Origin of the sequence: Anaerococcus sp. Marseille-P3915 (assembly GCF_900258475.1) — a bacterium.
In the GTDB taxonomy this organism is placed as follows: Bacteria; Bacillota; Clostridia; order Tissierellales; family Peptoniphilaceae; genus Anaerococcus; species Anaerococcus kampingae.
Genome location: NZ_LT984887.1, coordinates 489,953 through 510,267 on the forward strand (window position 1 = coordinate 489,953; position 20,315 = coordinate 510,267).

Sequence of the window (20,315 nt, forward strand, 5' to 3'; positions counted from 1 at the left end):
TTTAACTCTAAGAATGATTATACATAACAAATTAAATAATTTCAAGCATTCATCAAATAAAAAGCTTTATTTTACTAGATTTAATTAATTTGTTTAGATATTTTCTGTATGCATCTTTTAAATAAATTTCTTTTGCTTGCATCAAGAGTTCATTTTCGTTCTCATTATATGAGTTAACCATTAAAATATTGTATTTTCCGTCATATTCAAATATTTCACTTACTTTATCTTTTTCTTTTACTTTGGATGCTAAAAGAATGGGATCATCTTCATATACAAAATCTGAGTTAAAAACATCGTAGGATTTTATAGAGTTTGTAAGAAGCTTTCTAAAATCTAACTGTGATTTTATTATAGATTTTATCCTTTCAGCTTCGATTTTATCATCAAATTTAAGCATATTATACTTATACATTTTGTGAAGTTGTTCATTCTCTTTGTAATGTTTAAGAATCTCAGAATCTTTAATACCGCTATTTGAAAGAAAGAAATCATAATGCATCCTTCTAATTGAATCATTAAAGATAATGTCAGAAAACTCACTATCACTCACATTTAAAGCTTTAATATTAGCTTTTAGTGAATCCTTATCTCCAAGTTTTTTCTCCATTTCACTTCTTATTTTATTTGCGGTATTATCATCTATTTCAATTTTATGTTTTTCAAGATCATTTAGCATTACCTGATCTTTAATCATTGATTCCAGAAGCTTTTCTTGAAGTGATTCCTTTTTTGTTTTACCAGCTTTATCTTTACTTTCAAGATAATTTGGACCGTATTTGTTGCTATAGTAATTTAAATAAAACTCAAGTTCACTATTATAAGTATCTTTATCAATAGCCTTATTATCAACAAGGGCAACTGCACTTGAAGTATCAGGGCCCTTGTTGCAAGAAGCTAATAAAAATGATATACAAGTTAGGTATAAAAAACTAGTTATTATCTTTCTTATCGGCTTCATCTTCTTTTGTTTCAGCTTCTTTTTCGTCTGATTTTGAATCTTCTTTATTACCTTTTTCTGTAGCTTCTTCAGTATCTTTCTTATCTTCTTTGTTGGCCTCATTTAGCTTTTCTTCTGTAGATTTATCTTTAGCTAGGCTTGTCTCTGTTACAACATTTGCCTTTTCATTTAACTCTTTGATGTAATCGGAATACTTTTTATCTTCAAGGGTTTTCTTAATAGCTTCTTTATTATCTTCTAGAGAATCTGCAATTTTGTTTAGTTTTATTATGTGATATCCAAATTGAGTCTTTACTGGATCAGAAATCTCACCTTCTTTTAGTGCAAAAACAGCGTCTTCAAATTCTTTTACCATTTGACCTTTAGAAAAAGTTCCAAGTTCTCCGCCATTTGCTGCATTAGCAGTATCTGTTGAGTATTCTTTAGCAAGAGCTGCGAAATCTTCACCATTGTTTAGTTTTTCTTTGATTTCTTTGGCTGTGTTTTCATCTGCTACTAGGATATGAGCGGCATCTCTTTTTGCAAATTGATCCTTATTATCTTCATAATATTTCTTAATTTCATCATCTGTAACAGGGTGTTCTTTATTAAACCATTCTCTATGTTTTTGGTACATTAAATCTTTTTTTACAGTTTCTTTGAATTTTTCAACGTCCATATTATAGTCATCGAGCATTTTATCAAATTGTTCTTGACCACCAAATTGTTTTACAGAGTTCATAAATGAGTCATTTACATCTTTATCAGCAACTTCAATTTTATTTTTCTTCATATCGTCCGCTATAAGTTTATCTTGAACCATCATCTGAACTATTGAATTTTTAAGGTTTTGTCTGCTTGCTAGCATTGCTCCATAAAATTGCATTTCTTTTTTATAGTCGTCTTTGCTAATTTTTTCGCCATTTACGATAGCTATGTTATCTTTACCTAATTCTTTAGCTGCTTCTTGGCTACTTACTTTTTGATCTGCATTCTTTTCATTACTTGCTTGATTTCCGCAAGCTCCTAGCACCATTGTTGATGCTAACATAATTGTTAATAATTTCTTTTTCATTTAATTTCTCCTTATTTTGTTAATTGTATCTAAAAGTTCATATGTGTCAAGTAATTTACTTCTGCTTGATGGAATTTTGAAGGCTGGCTTATTTGATAAATCAAGACTCATTTTACCCTTATATCCTTCGTTAATTAACTTCAATTCATCAAAACTATAGTAATCTCTTGATTGGAAATACAAATTGATTTCGTTATTAACTTCCCTAATCTCTGTTATACCATTGTATGATGCTAAAGATTTAATCAAAGATACATACATTATATTATCCACTATTAATGGAATATCTCCATATACATCTATTAATTCTTCAACTAAAAGTTCATAATCTTCCTTATCAGAAATATTTGCTATTCTGTTATAAATTTCAATTTTTTGGCTGGGATCGCTTATATAGGAATTAGGTAGGTAAGCGTCGATTTTTATGTCTATATAAGTTTGGTTTATTTCTTTGATTTTTACTTCTTTACCACTTGCTTTTTCTACAGCTTCTTGTAAAAATTTAACATATAGGTCATAACCAACCGCTTCAACATGACCTGATTGGCTTTCTCCTAGTAGGTTTCCAGCGCCTCTTAGTTCTAGATCTTTCATTGCAATCTTATAACCTGAGCCAAAATCAGAAAAGTCTTTAATTGATTTGAGACGCTTTTCACCAATTTCTGTTAAGACTTTCCCCTGCCTATAAGTAAAATAAGCGTAGGATGACCTATATCCCCTACCTATTCTCCCCTTTAGCTGATAAAGCTGAGATAGACCCATTAGGTCAGAATCATATATTATTATGGTATTTACATTTTTTATATCCATACCAGTCTCAATTATTGTAGTTGAGAGCAATATATCAGTTTTACCCTCTAAGAAATCAAGCATAATATTTTCAATTTGTCTTGGACTCATTTGTCCATGGATGATGTCAATACTTGCTTCAGGAACTAAGTCCTTGAGCATTAAGTAAATTTTTTCTATATCATTTACTCTATTGTATACGAAAAATACTTGGCCATCTCTATTGATTTCTCTCAAAATTGAGTCTCTTATGATACTATGGTCAAATTCTAAAACATAGGTATTGACTGGTAGTCTTTCCTCTGGAGGTTCATCAAGGGTCGATAAATCTCTAATTCCAGATAAAGACATTTGTAGGGTTCTTGGGATTGGGGTTGCTGATAAGGTTAAGACATCTATAGATGATTTAAACTTCTTAAATTGTTCCTTGTGTTTGACACCAAACCTCTGCTCCTCATCTATTATCAAAAGACCTAATTTTTTAAATTTAATGTCTTTTGACAAAAGCCTATGGGTACCGACAACTATATCAATTTTTCCAGTTTTTATACCCTTTAATATTTCCTCATCTTTCGTTTTTGTATTAAATCTTGATAGGACTGCAGATGTGACTGGAAAGTCTTTAAACCTCTCGATCATTGTATGGTAGTGTTGGTTGGCAAGTATTGTAGTTGGGACTAAGAATGCTACTTGATAGCCATCCATAATAGCCTTAAATGCAGCTCTTAAAGCAACTTCAGTTTTTCCATAGCCTACATCACCGCATAATAGTCTATCCATCGGTAAGTCGCTTTCCATATCGGCCTTTATTTCATCTATACTTCTTAATTGAGAATAGGTTTCATCATAGGCAAATGAATTTTCAAATTCCTCTTGCCAGGTTGTATCCTTAGAAAAAGCATGTCCTTTTTGCTTAGCTCTTTCAGCGTATAATTTAACTAAGTCATCAGCTATCTCGTCAACAGCTTTCTTGGCTTTTAGCTTTGACTTCTGCCACTGGGTAGATCCAAGAGCGGATAATTTAGGTTTTTCTCCCCTATTTCCTATATATTTGCTAACAAGGTTCATCTGATCGACTGGGATATATAGCTTATCATTACCCCTATACTCTATTAGAATGAAGTCTTTTTCAACATCATTTCTTTCGATTTTTGTAAGACCCTTATAAATCCCTATACCGTTATTTTCATGGACAACATAATCCCCTATTTCAAGATCTGAGTAATTTATAATACTTTTAGAAGTGGTCTTTTTATTTGCTTTCTTCTTAGATAGGTTTGATTTGCCGAATATTTCCTTGCTAGTAAATACGTTTAGATTTATATCTTTAACGTAATATCCTTCACTAGCCTTTTTTTCTGATACTATAATCGGAATAGTATCAAAGTTAGGGTCGTTATTTTCATCACCAACTAGAGCGAATGAGTTTTCAATAAATGCTTTTAAAATATTATCTTTTTTAGTTTCAGATCCAGAAAATATGAAGACTTTGCTATCCATATTGACGAGCTCAATACAAGTATCTATAAAAGATTTAATATTTTTATTGAAACTTTCTGCTTCGATTGACTTCAATTCTATAATTTTTCGTGGTGAAAAAAGTTTTGATCTTTTTAAAATTGATGTGAAGTTAACTATTTCAAAATCTTCAATTTGCTTGTAAATGTCATTTGTGCTAATTGAATACTTTTCAAAAGTTCTAAAAACTTCACCATTTTCCATTTGATAGGCAAGATCGTAATCAAATTTTTCATCTAACTTTAATGTAGATTCATATACTCTTGATACATCATCAAAGATAAAAACTGTGTCCTTATCTAAATAATCAAGCATAGAAGAATAACTATTATCTCTATAGGCAGTGATTAAATCTTTATTTGCGATATACATGCTTTGATCTAGATATGAGATAATTTGTTTATATTTATCTACAAGCTTTTGATCTCTACTATCTTTTATTTTTTTCTTTTTGATATCGGAATTGATAAGATTTATTACTGATTTATAGTCGTCTTTATCATAAAGAAGCTCACTAGCTGGATAAATTTTTACTGATTCTAGCTTATTTATTGTCCTTTGGCTGTCATTATCAAAAACTCTTATAGAATCAATCTCATCGTCGAATAGCTCAATTCTAACTGGTTTTTCATAATTTATTGGCCATAAATCTATAATCGAGCCCCTTTTTGCAAAATCTCCCTTATCCTCAACAAAATCACTAGGATTATAGTTGAGCTTTATAAGTTTATTTATTAAATCATTTACACCAATTATAGATTCCTCGTTAATTATAACAAATGACTCATTAAATTTCTCTAAAGGTGTTAGTTTATTTTTTAAAGCTTCAATTGTTGTTGCAGTGATAAACTTTTCTTTATTAGCTAAGCTAATTAAGACATCAAGTCTTTTGTCTAGCTTTGAATCATCAATACTTTTTATATTATAAAAGTTAGTCTCAAGTCCTGGGTAGTTTTTAGCTATATCTTTTATTTCATTGATACTTGAGACAAATTTTTCGCTTGTTTTGTTATTTTCGCATATGATTACTATATTTTTATCTAATAATTCAAACAAAGCTAGAGCCAGGTGAGTTTTTATACCTTCACTTAGGCCCTGAATATATATTGGACTATTAAATCCTATATTGTCTTTTATGTTTTTTACTTGATCGAGATTAATTAATTTTTCAATTAATTTATTCATTATCTTCTTCCAATAGTTTAATAGAATTGAATTTATTCATGGACTTGTCAATGCTGTCAGCTAAGATAGTTTCGATTGCATCAGATGCAAGTCTTATCTCATCTTCTATTACACTTACTTCTTTTTGGCTAAATCCTGATAGGACAAAATTAGCCAGATTCATATACTCAGGTTTTTTACCAACTGCTATCTTAATTCTTGGAAAATTATCATCTTGAATTTGGTAAATTATAGATTTCATTCCATTATGGGTACCTGCAGAACCTTTTTTTCTAATTCTAATCGTGCCAAACTCTATATCAATATCATCATATATTACAATTAGCTTGTCACTATCAAATTTATAAAAGTTTTTAATTTCTCTTACGGCTTCCCCAGAGTTGTTCATAAAAGTTTGGGGCTTAATGAGCATAACTTTTTGGCCAGAGATTTCTCCCTGACCATATAAAGATTTAAATTTAGACCTTCTTACGTCTATATTGTATTTAGATGCAATATAATCTATTGTTAAAAATCCTGCATTATGCCTGGTATTTTCATATTGTAAACCTGGATTGCCTAGTCCTACTATAAAATACATTATTCAAGAACCGAAAATAGTCCGCTTATAGATTCGTAGGTGTTTATCCTATGAATGGCTTCTGCAAGTAAAGGCGCTATTGATAATTGAACTATTTTATCTATTTTCTTTTCTTCAGGTAATTCTATTGTATCTGTTATTATTACCTCTTTGACTGATGGTTTTTGAAGTTTCTTGATTGCATCTCCTGAAAATACTCCGTGAGTTGCAACTAAGTATACATCTTTTGCACCATGCTCAACTAAGAAGTCTGCAGCGTTTGTAATTGTTCCTGCTGTATCAATCATATCGTCAACAATTATAGCATGCTTTCCTTCAAAGTCACCGATTACTGACATTACTTCAGAAACATTTGGCATTGGTCTTCTTTTTTCTATAATTGCTATAGGAAGTTTTAGATAATCAGCAAATTCTCTTGCACGTCTTACTCCACCTAAGTCAGGACTTACTACAACAAATTCTTCTGGTTTATCATAGGCAAATGATTTAAAGTGAGTAGATAGCAGCCTGATTGCTGAAAAATGGTCCACTGGTATATCAAAGTATCCTTGGATTTGTCCAGCGTGAAGATCCATTGTTATTACCCTGTTAGCACCTGCTACTGTTAATAAATTTGCTACTAGTTTAGCTGTTATCGGCTCTCTTCCTCTGGTTTTTCTATCTTGTCTTGCATATCCATAGTATGGTATTACAGCGTTTATATAACCGGCTGAGGCCCTCCTACAAGCATCAATCATTATTAACAATTCCATGATATTATCGTTAGTTGGTGCTGAGGTTGGTTGCATTATAAATACATCTTTTCCCCTTATAGATTCGTTGATTTTGATGCTTATTTCTCCATCTTTGAATTTGTTAATATCTGCTTCAGTTAAATTTATTCCAAGATTTTTTGCAACACTTTGTGCAAGTTTAATATTAGAATTACCAGATAATAGTTTTAGTTCTCCCCTTTGAACGTAGGTGTTTCTTGTTAGTGTCATTTCTACTCCTTATGATTTTTATCCCTTTGTTTCTTTTTTTCGACGTAGCCTTTTACATGCTTTTGTTCAGCTCTTTCAATTATTAATTCCCCAGAATCAACATCTTCAGTTATTGTAGAACCAGCCGCTACAAAACCTTCTTTTTTGACATGAACAGGTGCTACAATGTTTGCATTAGATCCTATAAAAGCATCATCTTCTATTATTGACCTATGTTTATATTTACCGTCATAATTAACAAATACAACCCCGCAGCCAATATTTATATTTGATCCTAAATCACTATCACCTATGTAAGCTAAGTGTCCAGCTTTTGTGCCATTACCAAGGCTTGAATTTTTAACTTCTACGAAATTACCAATGTGTACAGCTTCCCCTATATGAGCATTTGGTCTTAATCTTGCAAATGGTCCGATGTTGCTATCTTTTTCCATATAAGCATTATCTAATATGGCATTATCAATTCTAACATTGTCTTCAATGATAGAATTAGTAATTCTTGAAGTTCCGTCTATATAGCAATTTTCACCGATTTTACTTTTGCCATATATTTTTACAAAACCAGATATTATAGTGTCCTTACCAATTTCAACTCCTGGCTCAATAAAAGTTGTTTCTGGAGATTCAATTATTACTCCATCAAGCATGTAGGCCTTGTTAATTCTTATTTGAAGGATTTTGTTTGCCTGATTTAGTTCAAATTTGTTATTTATGCCATAAAATTGATCGGTATCAGAATTTACATATGCACTTACTTTTTTACCAGCTGATTTTAAAATCCCTATACAATCTGTTAAGTATAGCTCGTTTTGATCGTTGTTTGAATCTATTTTTGCAAGAGATTCTTTTAAATCTTTTGCTTTAAAGATGTATATACCAACATTTATTTCTTTGATATCTCTTTGCTTATCTTCAAGGTCCCTATCTTCTATAATTGCAGTAAACTCATTATTATCATTTCTGATTATACGACCATAACCTTTTGGATTATCTATGGTTGTAGATAGGATAGTACAAGCACTTTTATTTTGCTTGTGATATGAAACAAATTCTTCTAAAGAATCTTTTTTGATTAAAGGGATATCACCATTAAGTATTAATACTTGGTCATTATCCTCTATTAGGTTCATAGCTAGGCTTACAGCATAGCCTGTGCCATAAGGTATACCAGGACCGATTTTTTGTTCAACAATTTTAAAATCTGGAAAGAGACTTTCTAGTTTGGGCTTATTTTTACCTGCTATCAATATTGTTTCTGAGTCTTCAAAATTACTAGCATCTGTTACATATTTTATTATTTCTTTATTGAGCAGTTTGTGAAGTACCTTAGAAGTATTTGACTTCATCCTGGTACCTTCTCCTGCTGCCATTATTATTGTTTTAATCATTATTAATCTTCTGCTACTTCTAGGGCTAGTTCCATCATATTTGTATAAGATTTTTGTCTATTTTCTGCACTGTCTGCTACATTTTCTATTAAGGAGTCAGATATTGTAAATATTCCAAGACCTTTTTTGCCATGTTTTCTAGCGGCCATAAACAAACCATATGATTCCATTTCTACACAAAGAATACCGTATTTTCTAAGGTTTTCAAAAACTTTTGGTTCCATTTCAGAATAGAATTGGTCTGAAGAATGTACTTGACCACAATGGGTTGTGTATCCAAGATCGATTGATTTATTATAAGCTTTCATTAGAAGCTCAAAATCAGGGGTTGATGAAAAATGTATGTTGCCAAATAAGTTATCATTTATGGATGATTCTGAACAAGCAGAGGTAGCAATTACAATGTCATGTAGTTTTACATCTTCTTGCATAGAACCAGCAGTTCCTACCCTAATGATGCAATCTACATCATAGAATTTGAATAATTCGTTGTAATAAATCATTGATGATGGTATACCCATACCTGAGCCCATCACAGAAACTCTTTTTCCCTTATAATAGCCAGTATATCCAAGCATTCCACGAGTTTCATTAAATTGTTCAACATTTTCTAAGAAGTTATCAGCTATAAACTTGGCTCTTAGAGGATCTCCAGGCATAAGTACAGTTTTTGCAATTTGGTCTTTGCTTGTTGCTGAAATATGAGGTGTTGGTATTGTCATTAATCTCTCCTTTATTAATAAAAATAGAGACTTCAAAAGTCTCAGTTATTCTCTTCTATTTTACTTATTTTATCTATACGTCTTTGGTGGCGATCGCCTTCAAAATCTGTAGTAGCAAATTCTTCTACTATCATCTTACATAATTCAGAACCTATTACTCTAGCACCTAAGCATAATACGTTTGCATTATTGTGTGCTCTAGACATTTTAGCTGAAAATGGTTCAGAAACACATGCAGCTCTTATTCCTTTGATTTTATTGGCAGAAATACTCATTCCTAGACCTGTTCCACATATAAGTACGCCAAAATCAGCCTCGCCGGCTTTGATTTTTTCGCAAGCTTTTACAGCAAAGTCACTGTAATCACAAGAATTTTTATCGAAAGTTCCAACATGAATGACTTCATGGCCTAGATCTTCAAGCTTTTCTTTAACCACTGGCTCTAAATCAATTCCCCCATGGTCATTGGCTAAAACAAATTTCATGAACCCTCCTTTTTTACTTTATATTCTATAATAAATATACGTCATCCTTTGATATATTCAAAGTATTACTTGACAAGATATCAAGATTAAATATGGTATAATATAATAAAATTACTTATGATTAGACTACTATAAGGAGAATATATGTTTGAATTTAATTTAAATGAACATGATTATAATCGTGTTCATTTTATCGGTATAGGTGGAATATCAATGAGTGGACTAGCTCACTTACTACTTGAAAAAGGATATGAAGTCACTGGTTCTGATAGAAGCCTTTCTGATTCTGTAAAGGGTCTCATTAAACTTGGAATAGAGGTTTATATAGGGCAAAGAAAAGAAAATATCCAAAACCCTGATTTAGTTGTATACACTGATGCTATCGCAGATGATAACGAGGAATTAATAGCAGCAAAAATGCTTGATGTTCCGGTAGTTACTAGAGGAGTTTTCCTTGGAGCTCTTATGAGAAATTACAAAAACTCTATAGCTGTATCTGGTTCGCATGGCAAGTCAACAACAACTTCTATGATATCTAAGATCTTGCTTCATTCTGATGAAGATGCCACAATTTTATTAGGTGGAAATTTGGATGAAATGAAGGGTAATGTTAAAGTTGGTAGTGAAGATTATCTAGTAACAGAAGCTTGTGAATATAAGGGTAATATTAGATACTACTTTCCTCAAACTGTTATAATTTTAAATATAGATGAAGATCATTTAGATTATTATAAAGATTTGGATGATATAGTAAATACATTTAAGGAATATCTTAGAAATCAAGACAAAAACTCTAAAACAATACTCAACTTAAATGAAGAGAATAATAAGCTTATCCTAGATGCTGTTCAAGGTCAGCTTATAACTTATGGTCAAGAAAATCCAAACGCAGATTATAATGCAACAAATATAGTATTTGATGATATAGGAAGACCAAGCTTTGATCTTAAGCTAAGAAATGGTTCTTTTGAACATTTCTCCTTAGGTGTAATAGGTAGACATAACATAAACAATGCAATGGCAGCTATAATTTCAACATATGAAAATGGAATTGATATAGAGACTATTAAAGAAAATATTAAAAAATACAAGGGCCTCGATAGAAGGATGCAGATAATTGGACATGTAAATAATGTTACCATCATGACTGATTACGGTCACCACCCTTCTGAAATTCTAGTAACCCTAAATGCTATAGCAGAGCATACAAAAGGAAGGTTGATTTGTGTGTGGCAGCCTCACACTTATTCAAGAACAAAAACTTTATTTAATGATTTTTTAAATAGTTTTGATGCAGCAGATGAAGTTATTGTCACAGATATTTACGCTGCAAGGGAAAAATTTGATCCTAGTATACATTCAAAGGATGTCGTAGATGCCATGGTAAAAAAAGGCTTAAATGCTAAATATCTATCTACATTTGAAGAAGCAAGAGATTATATTTATGAGATTATAAGAGATGATGATCTAGTTATAACAACAGGATGCGGTAATCCAGACGAACTTGCTAAGATGATAGTGAATGACTTTAAAAATAAATAAGAGATAAAAAAAGGACTTATGTTTATATAGCTATAAATTCTTTATAGCGTCATTTACAAAAGTCCTTTTTATGTATTAATCATTTTCTAAAGCTAAAGAAATAGATATCGCTTCATTTATTTTATTCATTATGTCATTTGAGAAGCTTCCAATTTTTTCCCTTAGTCTTTTCTTATCTATGGTCCTTAATTGTTCCATAAGGGCTACAGAATTTTTAGGAAGCCCATATTTATTTCCCTTAATTTTAACATGGGTTGGAAGTTTAGCCTTATTCATTTGACTTGTAACTGGTGCAACAATAATTGTCGGAGAATACTTATTACCAACATCATTTTGCACTACAATAACAGGTCTAACGCCACCCTGCTCACTTCCTACGACAGGAGATAAGTCAGCGTAATATAGATCACCTCTTCTAACTTTCATAAATTTCTCCTAAATCAATGTGCGTATTTAACTCTTTACCATTCCTAATATAGATTCTATTAACTCTTAGAGAGATATTAGTCATAAGCTCATAAGAAATTGTAGATGCCTTACTTGCTTCAAGGTCTATATCTTTGTATATTTCTACCCTATCACCAATCTTAACATCCAAACCACTTACATCAACCATAATTTGGTCCATACAAACTCTACCAAGAACCCTACATGGCTTACCATTAATATAAACTTCTCCTACATTGGAAAATGATCTTAAATATCCATCTGCATAACCAATAGTGACAGTAGCAATTTCCATATCCTTATCTGCTATGAAGGTTCTACCATAGCTTACACCAGTCCCTTTTTTTATCTTTTTGACAAAGGATACAGTTGAATAAAGATTAAATGATCTAGATAATTTTATAGTAGTATCTTTTTTCACAACATCCGATGGATATAAGCCATACATGGCAAGACCTACCCTTATCATATTCTTATAGATATGATGTTTAATAGCTCCTGCAGAATTTGAAATATGTACAAAATCGAAATTTAAATCAATAGCATCCAGCATTTGATTAAATACCTTATATTGTTCATCTGTATAGTTGGTGTCTTCTTCATCTGCTGTGGAGAAATGACTGAAGGCAGCTATTATATTAAGATTTTTTAAGTATTTTAGCTTATTAATTTTATCGATTTCAAACTCTCTAAATCCAAGCCTACTATGACCTGTATCTAGAGCTAGATGGCAATTGACTTTATAATCTAAGTTGTTAATTTCCTTAGCAAAATCTAAGTCATATATCGTTATATCAATATTATAGTCATGGCAAAGTTTAATATCATCAATTCCTACATAGCCTAGAACTAGTATTGGTTTAGTAATATTGTTTTTTCTTAATTTTAAAGCTTCTTGTAATCTTGCGACAGCAAAATAATCAACAATATCTTCGATATTTTGGCTAATTTCAACAGAACCTAATCCATAAGCATTAGCCTTTACAACTGCGCAAAACAAAGAACCAGACTCATTTTTTATGTTAATTATATTTTCTCTTATTTTATCTATGTTAACAACTAAATAATTTTCTAGCATAACTACCTCATAAGCCTTATAGCTCTGGCTAAATAAGCTATTATATCGCTAGCAATAAGAGAATCTTCACATAAATCTGCTACTGCCAAATCTCCTGCTAGGGAATGAATATAAACACCAAGTTTTGCGGCATCAAATGGTTCTAATTTATGTAAAATGCCGCTAATGACACCAGTTAGGACATCTCCGCTTCCGGCTGTAGCCATGCCTGGGTTTCCTATTTCGTTTATATATAGTTTATTACCATCAGTTACAAGGGTATTTTCAGACTTAAGAACCAATATAACTTTATGTTCTTTGGCAAAGTTTTTTGCAATATTGACTCTGTCTTCATTTATTTTATTTATTGTTAGCCCAGTAAGTCTAGAAAATTCCTTTAAATGAGGAGTTAGTATAATATTTTTCTTATTCTTCAAAATACTCAAATCCTTGCTTAAGGCATTTAAACCATCTGCATCGATTATTATTTTCCCATTGAAATTATCTATCACTTCTGAAATTAATTTATTAAGAGACTCATCTCTTCCCATACCTGGGCCAATAGCAAGTACATCCTTATCTTCAAGTGAAGATAAGATTTGCTTAATTATGTTTTTATTATACTTTAATATATTAGAATCAATAGTTTTTATTATTTGCTCAACCGATTTTATCTCTAAGATATTAGAAATAGATTGTGGGACTAAAAGATAAACAAGTCCTGCTCCTGCTCTTAAACATGCAAGGGATGTAAGATAGCAAGAGCCAGCCATGCCGGGAGATCCTCCTAAAATTGCTATTTTTCCATAGTCTCCCTTATGACTTTGGTGGGGTCTATTTGGTAATAAGTTCTTCATTTTATTATCTATAGATATCATATTTTCTTTTTTATAGCAGACTCCAATTGCATATTCACCGTCGTGTGATATCGATAAACCTGAATTAAGTTTATTTCCATCAAGGTATGCAATTGGATTATTATTGCTTACAATTTCTATTCTTTTTTTAATAATATAGGACAATTTTAGGTCGTAAGCCTTGATAATTGCTTCTTTCAGAGCAAAAATACCTGCAAGGGTTTGGTAGGGATTTTCCTTACTATAAGCATAGGTAATTTCATTTTCTGTAAAAACTTTCCTTAGGAAATTACTTCTACTTTTATTTTTTATTTTTTTTATTGAAAGAATATCTATCCCAATCATTAGTCCATAATCCTTTGGGAAGTTTTTAATATATCATTTGATATTGTAGCTTGATCAATATTTAATATCTTTCCATCTCTTGCTACTATGTTTCCATTTACAATAGTACATTTAATGTCTTTTTCATAGGTTGAATATATTAGAGATGACAAAATATTGTTTGTAGGTGTGTGATTTACATTAGATAAATCTATTAGTATTAGATCAGCTTCTTTACCCACTTTTATACTTCCAATTTTATCATCTAAGCCTAGGGCCTTTGCACCATTTATAGTTGCCATCTCCAGTATTTCTCTTGCTGTAACTATCCTAGATGAATATAGCTTTGATACTAGTGCCGCAAGCTCCATCTCTCTAAGGATAGAAAGTTTGTTGTTACTAGCGGATGAATCAGTACCTAGACATACATTTATCCCCTTATCAAGTAATCTAGATAAGTTCATGAATCCTGATTTTAATTTTAGATTGGAAGAAGGGTTGTGAACTACTGATACCTTGTTTTCTTTTATTATATCTAGGTCATTATCTGTTAGGTAAATGCCATGGGCTGCAATGGTTTTATGCTTAAATATCCCAGCTTTTTCAAAGACTTCAGTTGGTGTCATACCAAAGCGCTCTATACAATCCTCATTTTCTTTTTTAGTTTCTGATAGGTGGATGTGGATAGGCATCTTATACTTATAGGCTAGATCAGATATCTTTTTAAGGTAGTCAAGATTTGATGTGTAGATGGCGTGTGGCCCAAGTCCAATATCTATTAGATCATAATCTTTATATTTCTTATATAGGTATATATTTTCTTTTAACCTATAATCATCATCATCTGGTACAGATAAGCCTCTTGAGATCTGGGCCCTAAGTCCAATTTCCTTGCAAGCTTTGATAGTTGCTTCAGAGAAAAAGTACATGTCAGCAAAGGTTCCTATGCCATTATTAGCCATTTCAATTAGAGAAAGCATTGATGCAAGATAGGTTTGTCTATTATCAAGCCTTTCTTCTAGTGGCCATATATAATCATTTAACCAGGTATAAAGGTCTACCTCTTCTCCATAATTTCTAAATAGACTCATTCCAACATGACTATGGCTGTTGATAAAGGCAGGCATAAGAACCATGTTACTTGCATCTATTGTTTGGTCGGCTTCATCGCTTATATTTTTTTCTATTTTTTTTATGTATTTACCTTCAATGAATAAGTCTGATGTAAATATATCAGCCCCATCCATTGGAAGTATTTTCGCATTTTTAATTAATATAGTCATTTGAAAAAAAGAAAGTGCTTTAACACTTTCTATTCTCCTATCTTTTCTTTTAGTAATTTGTTGATTTCTTGAGGATTACCCTTACCCTTGGTTTTTTTCATAGCTTGACCTACTAAAAATCCAAAGGCTCTATCTTTACCATTTTTGATATCTTCGATAGATTCTGGGTTTTCACTAAGAACCTCATCTACTATTTCTTCTAGGTATGAAGAATCAGATATCTGTAATAGATTTCTTTCTTGGGCAAGAACTTCAGGATCTTCATTAGAAAGGTAGATTTCACGCAACAATTTTTTTGCTACGTTGTTATTTATCTTATTGTCTTTAGCAAGATTTATTAATTTTGCAAAGTTTTCTACAGACAATTTCATTTGATCAGCAGTTTCTTCTGCCTCATTAAGTCTTCTTGAAAGTTCTGTTAATATCCAATTTGCACTGGTATTTGCATCTTTTACTAGTATGTTAGTTTCTTCAAATAATTTAGCTAAGTTTCTATCATGGCTTAGAAGGTTTGCATCATAAGCTGATAGACCATACTCAGCTATATATCTTTTTTCTTTATCTTTTGGAAGTTCAGGAAGCTTTTTTGCTACATCGTTTATATATTCGTCTGATAAATAGATGTCAGGTATATCGCCATCAGCAGAAAATCTATAATCATTTCCTACTTCTTTATTTCTCATATGAATTGTTTCAAGCTTTATATCATCCCATCTTCTTGTTTCTTTATCACCAGTTTGATTATTTTCAAGAAGGTCTCTTTGTCTTTTTACTTCAAATTCTAGGGCGTTTTCTATAGCTTTAATTGAGTTGATATTTTTAATTTCTGCAATTTCTGTTCTAAGGCCTGTATCTTCGTCTTTTAAGTTGACATTTACATCGACTCGCATTGAACCTTCAGCCATAATACAGTCACTTACCTTTAGGAATTTTAGAGTTGAAGCTAATGTTTCTACAAACTCTCTTGCTTCTTCTGGTGAAGAAATATCAGGATCTGTTACTATTTCTATTAGTGGAACTCCAGCTCTGTTGTAGTCCATTAGTACTGTGTCATCATCATTGTGGTTAGATTTTCCAGTATCTTCCTCCATGTGGATTTCCCTAATATTTATATGCTTACCGCTAGTTAGTTCAAGATAGCCTTCATAAGCGTATGGCTTATCAAATTGTGTTAGTTGGTAGCCCTTTACAAGGTCTGGGTAGAAATATTTCTTTCTATCTACTTTTTGATTGTTTCTAATCTTACAATTAAAAGCAAGGCCTGCCATTACAGCTAATTCTACAGCTCTTTCATTCATTGCTGGTAGGGTGCCTGGATGGCCAAGACATATTGGGCATACATTTGTATTTGGAATTGCTCCGAATTCATTTTTACAGGAGCAAAACATCTTTGTTTCAGTTGATAATTCAACGTGAATCTCAAGTCCTATTATTGTTTTAGTTTTCATTGATTCTCCTTAAAAATTCTTCGCTAGCATTTAGTAATTTTTTATCTTCATAACTATTAGCAATGAATTGACAAGCACCAGAGATACCTTTCCTTACTGGAAGGGATATACCACACATGCCTGCTAGATTAACTAATACGTTAAATCCATCTGACTTAAAATCAGAAAGTGGATCACTATAATCATCATCTAAAAATGGTGGTAGATTTATTGTTGTTGGTGTAATTATTAGATCAAAGTCTTCAAATACACTCTCTAGCTCTTTTTTAATTAAGTTTCTTAATTTTAGACCTTGTCTATAAACTCTTTGATCATCATCAGCTGAGAGATACATGGTACCTAGTGCAATCCTTCTTTGAACCTCTTCTCCTAAGCCTTCTGACCTTGAATTTATAAATAATTCATCAACTGATGTATAAGTTTCACTTTGGTGGCCAAATCTTATTCCATCAAATCTTGACATGTTTGAAGAAACTTCTGAACTCATTACGACATTGTATACTTGGTTTGCATATTTAGAATATTTTAAACTTATTTCTGTAAGCTCAGCACCCATATTTTTAAGCATATCTAGACCAATCTTGTAGTCATTTTTAACTTCTTCTTCTATTCCTTTATTTAAGAAATCACTGGTACTGATATAGGCAATCTTCTTTCCCTCGAAATCATAATCTTCTCTACTGTAGTCATAAGCATCTAACCTAACTGTCATATCATTTTCATCAGGTCCAGCGATTATACTTGCTATATTTCTAAGGTCTTCGATGTTTTCTGCAAAAACAGATACTTGGTCTAGGGTATTTGCCATCGATACTACACCATTTCTGCTTACCATACCATAGCTTGGTTTATAACCAAGAATATTACAATAGCTAGCAGGTCCTCTTACAGAACCACCAGTATCTGTTCCAAGTGAAACTAAGACATCGCCCTTGCTTACTGCAGCCGCTGATCCTGATGATGATCCACCGGTTACTCTTTCTGGATCAATTGGATTTTTTACTGGACCAAAAACTGAGGTTTTACCTCTAGCTCCCATAGCAAATTCATCCATGTTTGTTTTAGCGATGATGATCGCATCTTCTTTGAGAAGATTTTCTATAACTTTTGCATCAAACATTGGTCTAAATCCTTTTAGCATATTGGAAGCGCAGGTCATATCCATATTTTTATATGATATATTATCTTTAACTGCTACAGCTATACCAAAAAGCTTGCCAAGTTTTTCATTGTTTGCTAATTTTTTATCTAGGTATTCCGCTCTTTTGATAGAGTCTTCTTCATCAAAAGTTATATATGCATTTGTTGTATCATTTTTTATCTTTTCTAGGACTTTTTTAGTGTTTTCAACAACGCTAATCTTACCCTCTTTATAAGCTTCTATTGATTTTTGTATATCCATTATTGCTCCTATAATTTCCAGTCTAATCTAAAGTAGCCATATTCAGTATCTTTAGCATTTTCAAGTGCCTTTTCCCTATCAAGCGATTTTCTTGGCTCATCTTTCCTAAAAACCGCCTTGTGTCTACTGATATATTCACACATATCTACATTTGTAGTATCTTCATCAAAGATCACCTCAATAAAATCTAAGACTTTATTGAATTTTTGAGCTATAAGCTCTTTATCAGAATTTTCTAGGCTTAGATTACTGAGGTTATATATCCTTTCTACTTCTTTTATATTCATTTTATTCTCCTTTTAATTCAGATAAGAATTTGTTTAGCTTCTCACCTTCATATATCTCGATTTCAAGCTCTAGGGCTTTTTTCTTTTTTGAACCAGCTTTGTCACCAGCAAGAACAACATCAGTATTTTTTGAAACAGAACCTTTTACACTAGCTCCATTTTTTTCTAAAAGTTCCTTAATATCTTCTCTATTAAAGCCGTCAATACTTCCTGTGATTACAAAGCTTAAATCTTTAAGCTTATCAGATTTATCGTTTGTTTGTGGATTATTGATGCTAATTCCTTTTGCCAGCAACCTATCAATTGATGAAGTTATATTTTCATCTGAGAAAAACTCTACGATGTTTTCTGCGGTTATTTCACCTATATCTTCAACTTCTATAAGTTCACTAGCTTTGGCCAATCTTAGTTTCTCAAAACTTCTAAACTTATTAGCTAAATCTCGTGCTGTTCTCTCACCAACATTGGGTATACCAATTGCATAGATGAAGCTATTAAGATCACAATTTTTACTAGCTTCTATTGCTGTTAACAAGTTGTTAGTTTTCTTTGGCCCAAATCTATCTAGGTTTATTAAATCATCATACTTTAAATCATATATATCATCTATTTCATTAATGCCTAATTCTTCTATTAGCTGGCCAATTGTTTTTTCTGAAAGACCTTCTATATCCATTGCATTTCTTGATGCAAAATGCTCCATTCTAGCAAGTAGTTGTGGTTTGCAGGAAATGGAATTAGGACAAATTATGTGGACATTTCCTTGTATCAGTTCGCTGTGACAATAAGGGCACTTAGTAGGTTTTTCTATTTCTGTAGTTCCTTCTTGGTTTTCATCTACCACGCCAAGTATTTCAGGGATAACGTCATTTGACCTTCTAATGAATACTTCAGAACCAATTTTTACCTTTTTTCTTAGGATATCATCATAGTTATTTAAAGTTGCTCTAGCAACTGTTACTCCAGAAAAATCTACAGGCTCAAGTATGGCAGATGGTGTGACCTTACCTGTCCTTCCTACATTCCAAACTACATCTAATAGTTTTGTTGTAAACTCTTCTGCTTCAAATTTATAAGCTATCGACCATCTTGGGAATTTATTTGTGTATCCAAGGGCTTCTTGAGTTTTTTTGTCATTAATTTTTATTACAACCCCATCAGTTAGGATATCTAATGTTTTTCTTTCCTTTTCTATTCTTTCAAGTTCTTCTATAATCTGATCAATATTTTTGACTTTTTTATGATAAGGGTGTACATTTAGTTTCATTTCCCTTAAGAAATCTAGCATATCTTCTTCGGTTTTAAAATCTAAAGAATTTGTAGGTACTGCATAGAAAAATGCAGTCAATCTTCTTTTAGCAGTTTCGCTAGTATCTAGGTTTCTGATTGCACCAGCAGCAGCATTTCTTGCATTTTTAAGTTGCAGGGAGTTTTCTTTATTATATCTCTCTAGTTCTGATAAAGGCATCAGAGCTTCTCCCTGTATTTCTAGTAGAGACTCTTCATTAATTCTTAGTGGAATTGATCTTATCGTCTCTACCTGGGCCTTAACTTCTTCACCTACAGAGCCGTTTCCCCTTGTTGCTGCAGTCTGTAGTAGGCCATTTTCATAGGTTAAATTTATCGTTAGTCCATCAAATTTATATTCCATGATGAATTCTAGTTCAGCTAATTTAACTGAGTTTTCTCTTTCGTAATTTTCTTTAAGGCGTTTACACCTATCTATCCAGTCCCTAAGTTGGTCATATGATTGAGCTTTATCTTGACTTAATAGTCTTGTAAGGTGGTAGTGCTTTTCGAACTTATCAAGAACTGCTCCTCCGACCCTATTTGTTGGTGAATCATCTGGTATATAATCCAGTTCTTCTTGAAGTCTTACAAGCCTATCATATAGCTTATCATATTCTCCATCAGATACTGAAGGCTTATCTAATGTATAATACCTATAGTCTAGTGTATTTATTTGCTCTATTAAATTTTCAAGTTCTTGTCTTTTATCCATA

The 20,315-nt window shown here is 31.8% G+C and carries 17 protein-coding genes; 1 reads left to right on the forward strand and 16 read right to left on the reverse strand.

Annotation, left to right across the window (positions count from 1 at the left end):
- Positions 1-52: 52 nt before the first annotated feature.
- Genes C8269_RS02465 through rpiB form a run of 8 tightly spaced genes read right to left on the reverse strand, consistent with a single transcriptional unit; the run spans position 53 to position 9,665 of the window.
- Complete coding sequence (locus C8269_RS02465; protein WP_106460273.1) at positions 53-961, reverse strand: SurA N-terminal domain-containing protein; 909 nt, start codon at positions 959-961, stop codon at positions 53-55.
- The gene (locus tag C8269_RS02470) at positions 933-2,015 is read right to left on the reverse strand and encodes a peptidylprolyl isomerase (RefSeq protein WP_106460274.1); all 1,083 of its coding nucleotides are present in this window, start codon (positions 2,013-2,015) and stop codon (positions 933-935) included. Before C8269_RS02470 ends, C8269_RS02465 begins: the two co-directional genes overlap by 29 nt.
- A complete protein-coding gene (gene mfd, locus C8269_RS02475; protein ID WP_106460275.1) occupies positions 2,016-5,507 on the reverse strand; it encodes a transcription-repair coupling factor in 3,492 nt (1,163 codons plus the stop codon).
- Complete coding sequence (gene pth, locus C8269_RS02480) at positions 5,500-6,087, reverse strand: aminoacyl-tRNA hydrolase (RefSeq protein WP_106460276.1); 588 nt, start codon at positions 6,085-6,087, stop codon at positions 5,500-5,502. The genes mfd and pth overlap by 8 nt, the downstream gene beginning before the upstream one ends.
- Positions 6,087-7,070, reverse strand: coding sequence for a ribose-phosphate diphosphokinase (locus tag C8269_RS02485; protein WP_106460277.1), 984 nt, complete (start codon positions 7,068-7,070; stop codon positions 6,087-6,089). The genes pth and C8269_RS02485 overlap by 1 nt, the downstream gene beginning before the upstream one ends.
- 2 nt (positions 7,071-7,072) lie before the next feature.
- Positions 7,073-8,458, reverse strand: a complete 1,386-nt coding sequence (gene glmU, locus C8269_RS02490) for a bifunctional UDP-N-acetylglucosamine diphosphorylase/glucosamine-1-phosphate N-acetyltransferase GlmU (RefSeq protein WP_106460278.1) — start codon at positions 8,456-8,458, stop codon at positions 7,073-7,075.
- A 2-nt stretch (positions 8,459-8,460) separates the two neighbouring features.
- Positions 8,461-9,180 (reverse strand): purine-nucleoside phosphorylase, encoded by a 720-nt coding sequence (deoD, locus tag C8269_RS02495; protein WP_106460279.1) that lies wholly within the window; start codon positions 9,178-9,180, stop codon positions 8,461-8,463.
- A gap of 41 nt (positions 9,181-9,221) precedes the next feature.
- Positions 9,222-9,665: a ribose 5-phosphate isomerase B gene (gene rpiB / locus C8269_RS02500; RefSeq protein WP_106460280.1), complete on the reverse strand. Its 444-nt coding sequence runs from the start codon at positions 9,663-9,665 to the stop codon at positions 9,222-9,224.
- Between the two features lie 144 nt (positions 9,666-9,809).
- On the opposite strand from rpiB, the gene murC reads away from it, so the two are divergent.
- Entirely contained in the window at positions 9,810-11,207 is a 1,398-nt protein-coding gene (gene murC, locus C8269_RS02505; RefSeq protein WP_106460281.1) for a UDP-N-acetylmuramate--L-alanine ligase, read from the forward strand.
- A 75-nt stretch (positions 11,208-11,282) separates the two neighbouring features.
- Here the strand turns inward: murC and C8269_RS02510 are convergent, their stop codons facing one another.
- From C8269_RS02510 to ligA, 8 genes are read right to left on the reverse strand one after another with little or no spacing between them, the layout of a single operon-like run.
- On the reverse strand, positions 11,283-11,633 hold the full coding sequence (locus C8269_RS02510; protein ID WP_106460282.1) for a type II toxin-antitoxin system PemK/MazF family toxin: 351 nt from the start codon (positions 11,631-11,633) through the stop codon (positions 11,283-11,285).
- Positions 11,623-12,732: an alanine racemase gene (gene alr / locus C8269_RS02515; protein WP_106460283.1), complete on the reverse strand. Its 1,110-nt coding sequence runs from the start codon at positions 12,730-12,732 to the stop codon at positions 11,623-11,625. Before alr ends, C8269_RS02510 begins: the two co-directional genes overlap by 11 nt.
- Positions 12,733-12,734: 2 nt before the next feature.
- Positions 12,735-13,913, reverse strand: a complete 1,179-nt coding sequence (locus C8269_RS02520) for an NAD(P)H-hydrate dehydratase (protein WP_106460284.1) — start codon at positions 13,911-13,913, stop codon at positions 12,735-12,737.
- A complete protein-coding gene (locus tag C8269_RS02525; protein WP_106460285.1) occupies positions 13,913-15,175 on the reverse strand; it encodes an amidohydrolase family protein in 1,263 nt (420 codons plus the stop codon). The genes C8269_RS02520 and C8269_RS02525 overlap by 1 nt, the downstream gene beginning before the upstream one ends.
- A gap of 29 nt (positions 15,176-15,204) precedes the next feature.
- Positions 15,205-16,623, reverse strand: a complete 1,419-nt coding sequence (gene gatB / locus C8269_RS02530) for an Asp-tRNA(Asn)/Glu-tRNA(Gln) amidotransferase subunit GatB (RefSeq protein ID WP_106460286.1) — start codon at positions 16,621-16,623, stop codon at positions 15,205-15,207.
- Positions 16,613-18,025 (reverse strand): amidase family protein, encoded by a 1,413-nt coding sequence (locus C8269_RS02535; protein ID WP_106460287.1) that lies wholly within the window; start codon positions 18,023-18,025, stop codon positions 16,613-16,615. Before C8269_RS02535 ends, gatB begins: the two co-directional genes overlap by 11 nt.
- Positions 18,026-18,033: 8 nt before the next feature.
- Positions 18,034-18,312 carry an Asp-tRNA(Asn)/Glu-tRNA(Gln) amidotransferase subunit GatC gene (gene gatC / locus C8269_RS02540; protein ID WP_106460288.1) on the reverse strand — a complete coding sequence of 93 codons (279 nt, stop codon included), beginning with the start codon at positions 18,310-18,312 and terminating at the stop codon, positions 18,034-18,036.
- A 1-nt stretch (position 18,313) separates the two neighbouring features.
- Entirely contained in the window at positions 18,314-20,314 is a 2,001-nt protein-coding gene (ligA, locus tag C8269_RS02545; protein ID WP_106460289.1) for an NAD-dependent DNA ligase LigA, read from the reverse strand.
- Position 20,315 lies beyond the last annotated feature (1 nt).

Coding starts and splice junctions, on each gene's coding strand:
- C8269_RS02465 (WP_106460273.1), bottom strand. CDS start 961: ATGAAGCCGATAAGAAAGATAATAACTAGTTTTTTATACCTAACTTGT.
- C8269_RS02470 (WP_106460274.1), bottom strand. CDS start 2,015: ATGAAAAAGAAATTATTAACAATTATGTTAGCATCAACAATGGTGCTA.
- mfd (WP_106460275.1), bottom strand. CDS start 5,507: ATGAATAAATTAATTGAAAAATTAATTAATCTCGATCAAGTAAAAAAC.
- pth (WP_106460276.1), bottom strand. CDS start 6,087: ATGTATTTTATAGTAGGACTAGGCAATCCAGGTTTACAATATGAAAAT.
- C8269_RS02485 (WP_106460277.1), bottom strand. CDS start 7,070: ATGACACTAACAAGAAACACCTACGTTCAAAGGGGAGAACTAAAACTA.
- glmU (WP_106460278.1), bottom strand. CDS start 8,458: ATGATTAAAACAATAATAATGGCAGCAGGAGAAGGTACCAGGATGAAG.
- deoD (WP_106460279.1), bottom strand. CDS start 9,180: ATGACAATACCAACACCTCATATTTCAGCAACAAGCAAAGACCAAATT.
- rpiB (WP_106460280.1), bottom strand. CDS start 9,665: ATGAAATTTGTTTTAGCCAATGACCATGGGGGAATTGATTTAGAGCCA.
- murC (WP_106460281.1), top strand. CDS start 9,810: ATGTTTGAATTTAATTTAAATGAACATGATTATAATCGTGTTCATTTT.
- C8269_RS02510 (WP_106460282.1), bottom strand. CDS start 11,633: ATGAAAGTTAGAAGAGGTGATCTATATTACGCTGACTTATCTCCTGTC.
- alr (WP_106460283.1), bottom strand. CDS start 12,732: ATGCTAGAAAATTATTTAGTTGTTAACATAGATAAAATAAGAGAAAAT.
- C8269_RS02520 (WP_106460284.1), bottom strand. CDS start 13,913: ATGATTGGGATAGATATTCTTTCAATAAAAAAAATAAAAAATAAAAGT.
- C8269_RS02525 (WP_106460285.1), bottom strand. CDS start 15,175: ATGACTATATTAATTAAAAATGCGAAAATACTTCCAATGGATGGGGCT.
- gatB (WP_106460286.1), bottom strand. CDS start 16,623: ATGAAAACTAAAACAATAATAGGACTTGAGATTCACGTTGAATTATCA.
- C8269_RS02535 (WP_106460287.1), bottom strand. CDS start 18,025: ATGGATATACAAAAATCAATAGAAGCTTATAAAGAGGGTAAGATTAGC.
- gatC (WP_106460288.1), bottom strand. CDS start 18,312: ATGAATATAAAAGAAGTAGAAAGGATATATAACCTCAGTAATCTAAGC.
- ligA (WP_106460289.1), bottom strand. CDS start 20,314: ATGGATAAAAGACAAGAACTTGAAAATTTAATAGAGCAAATAAATACA.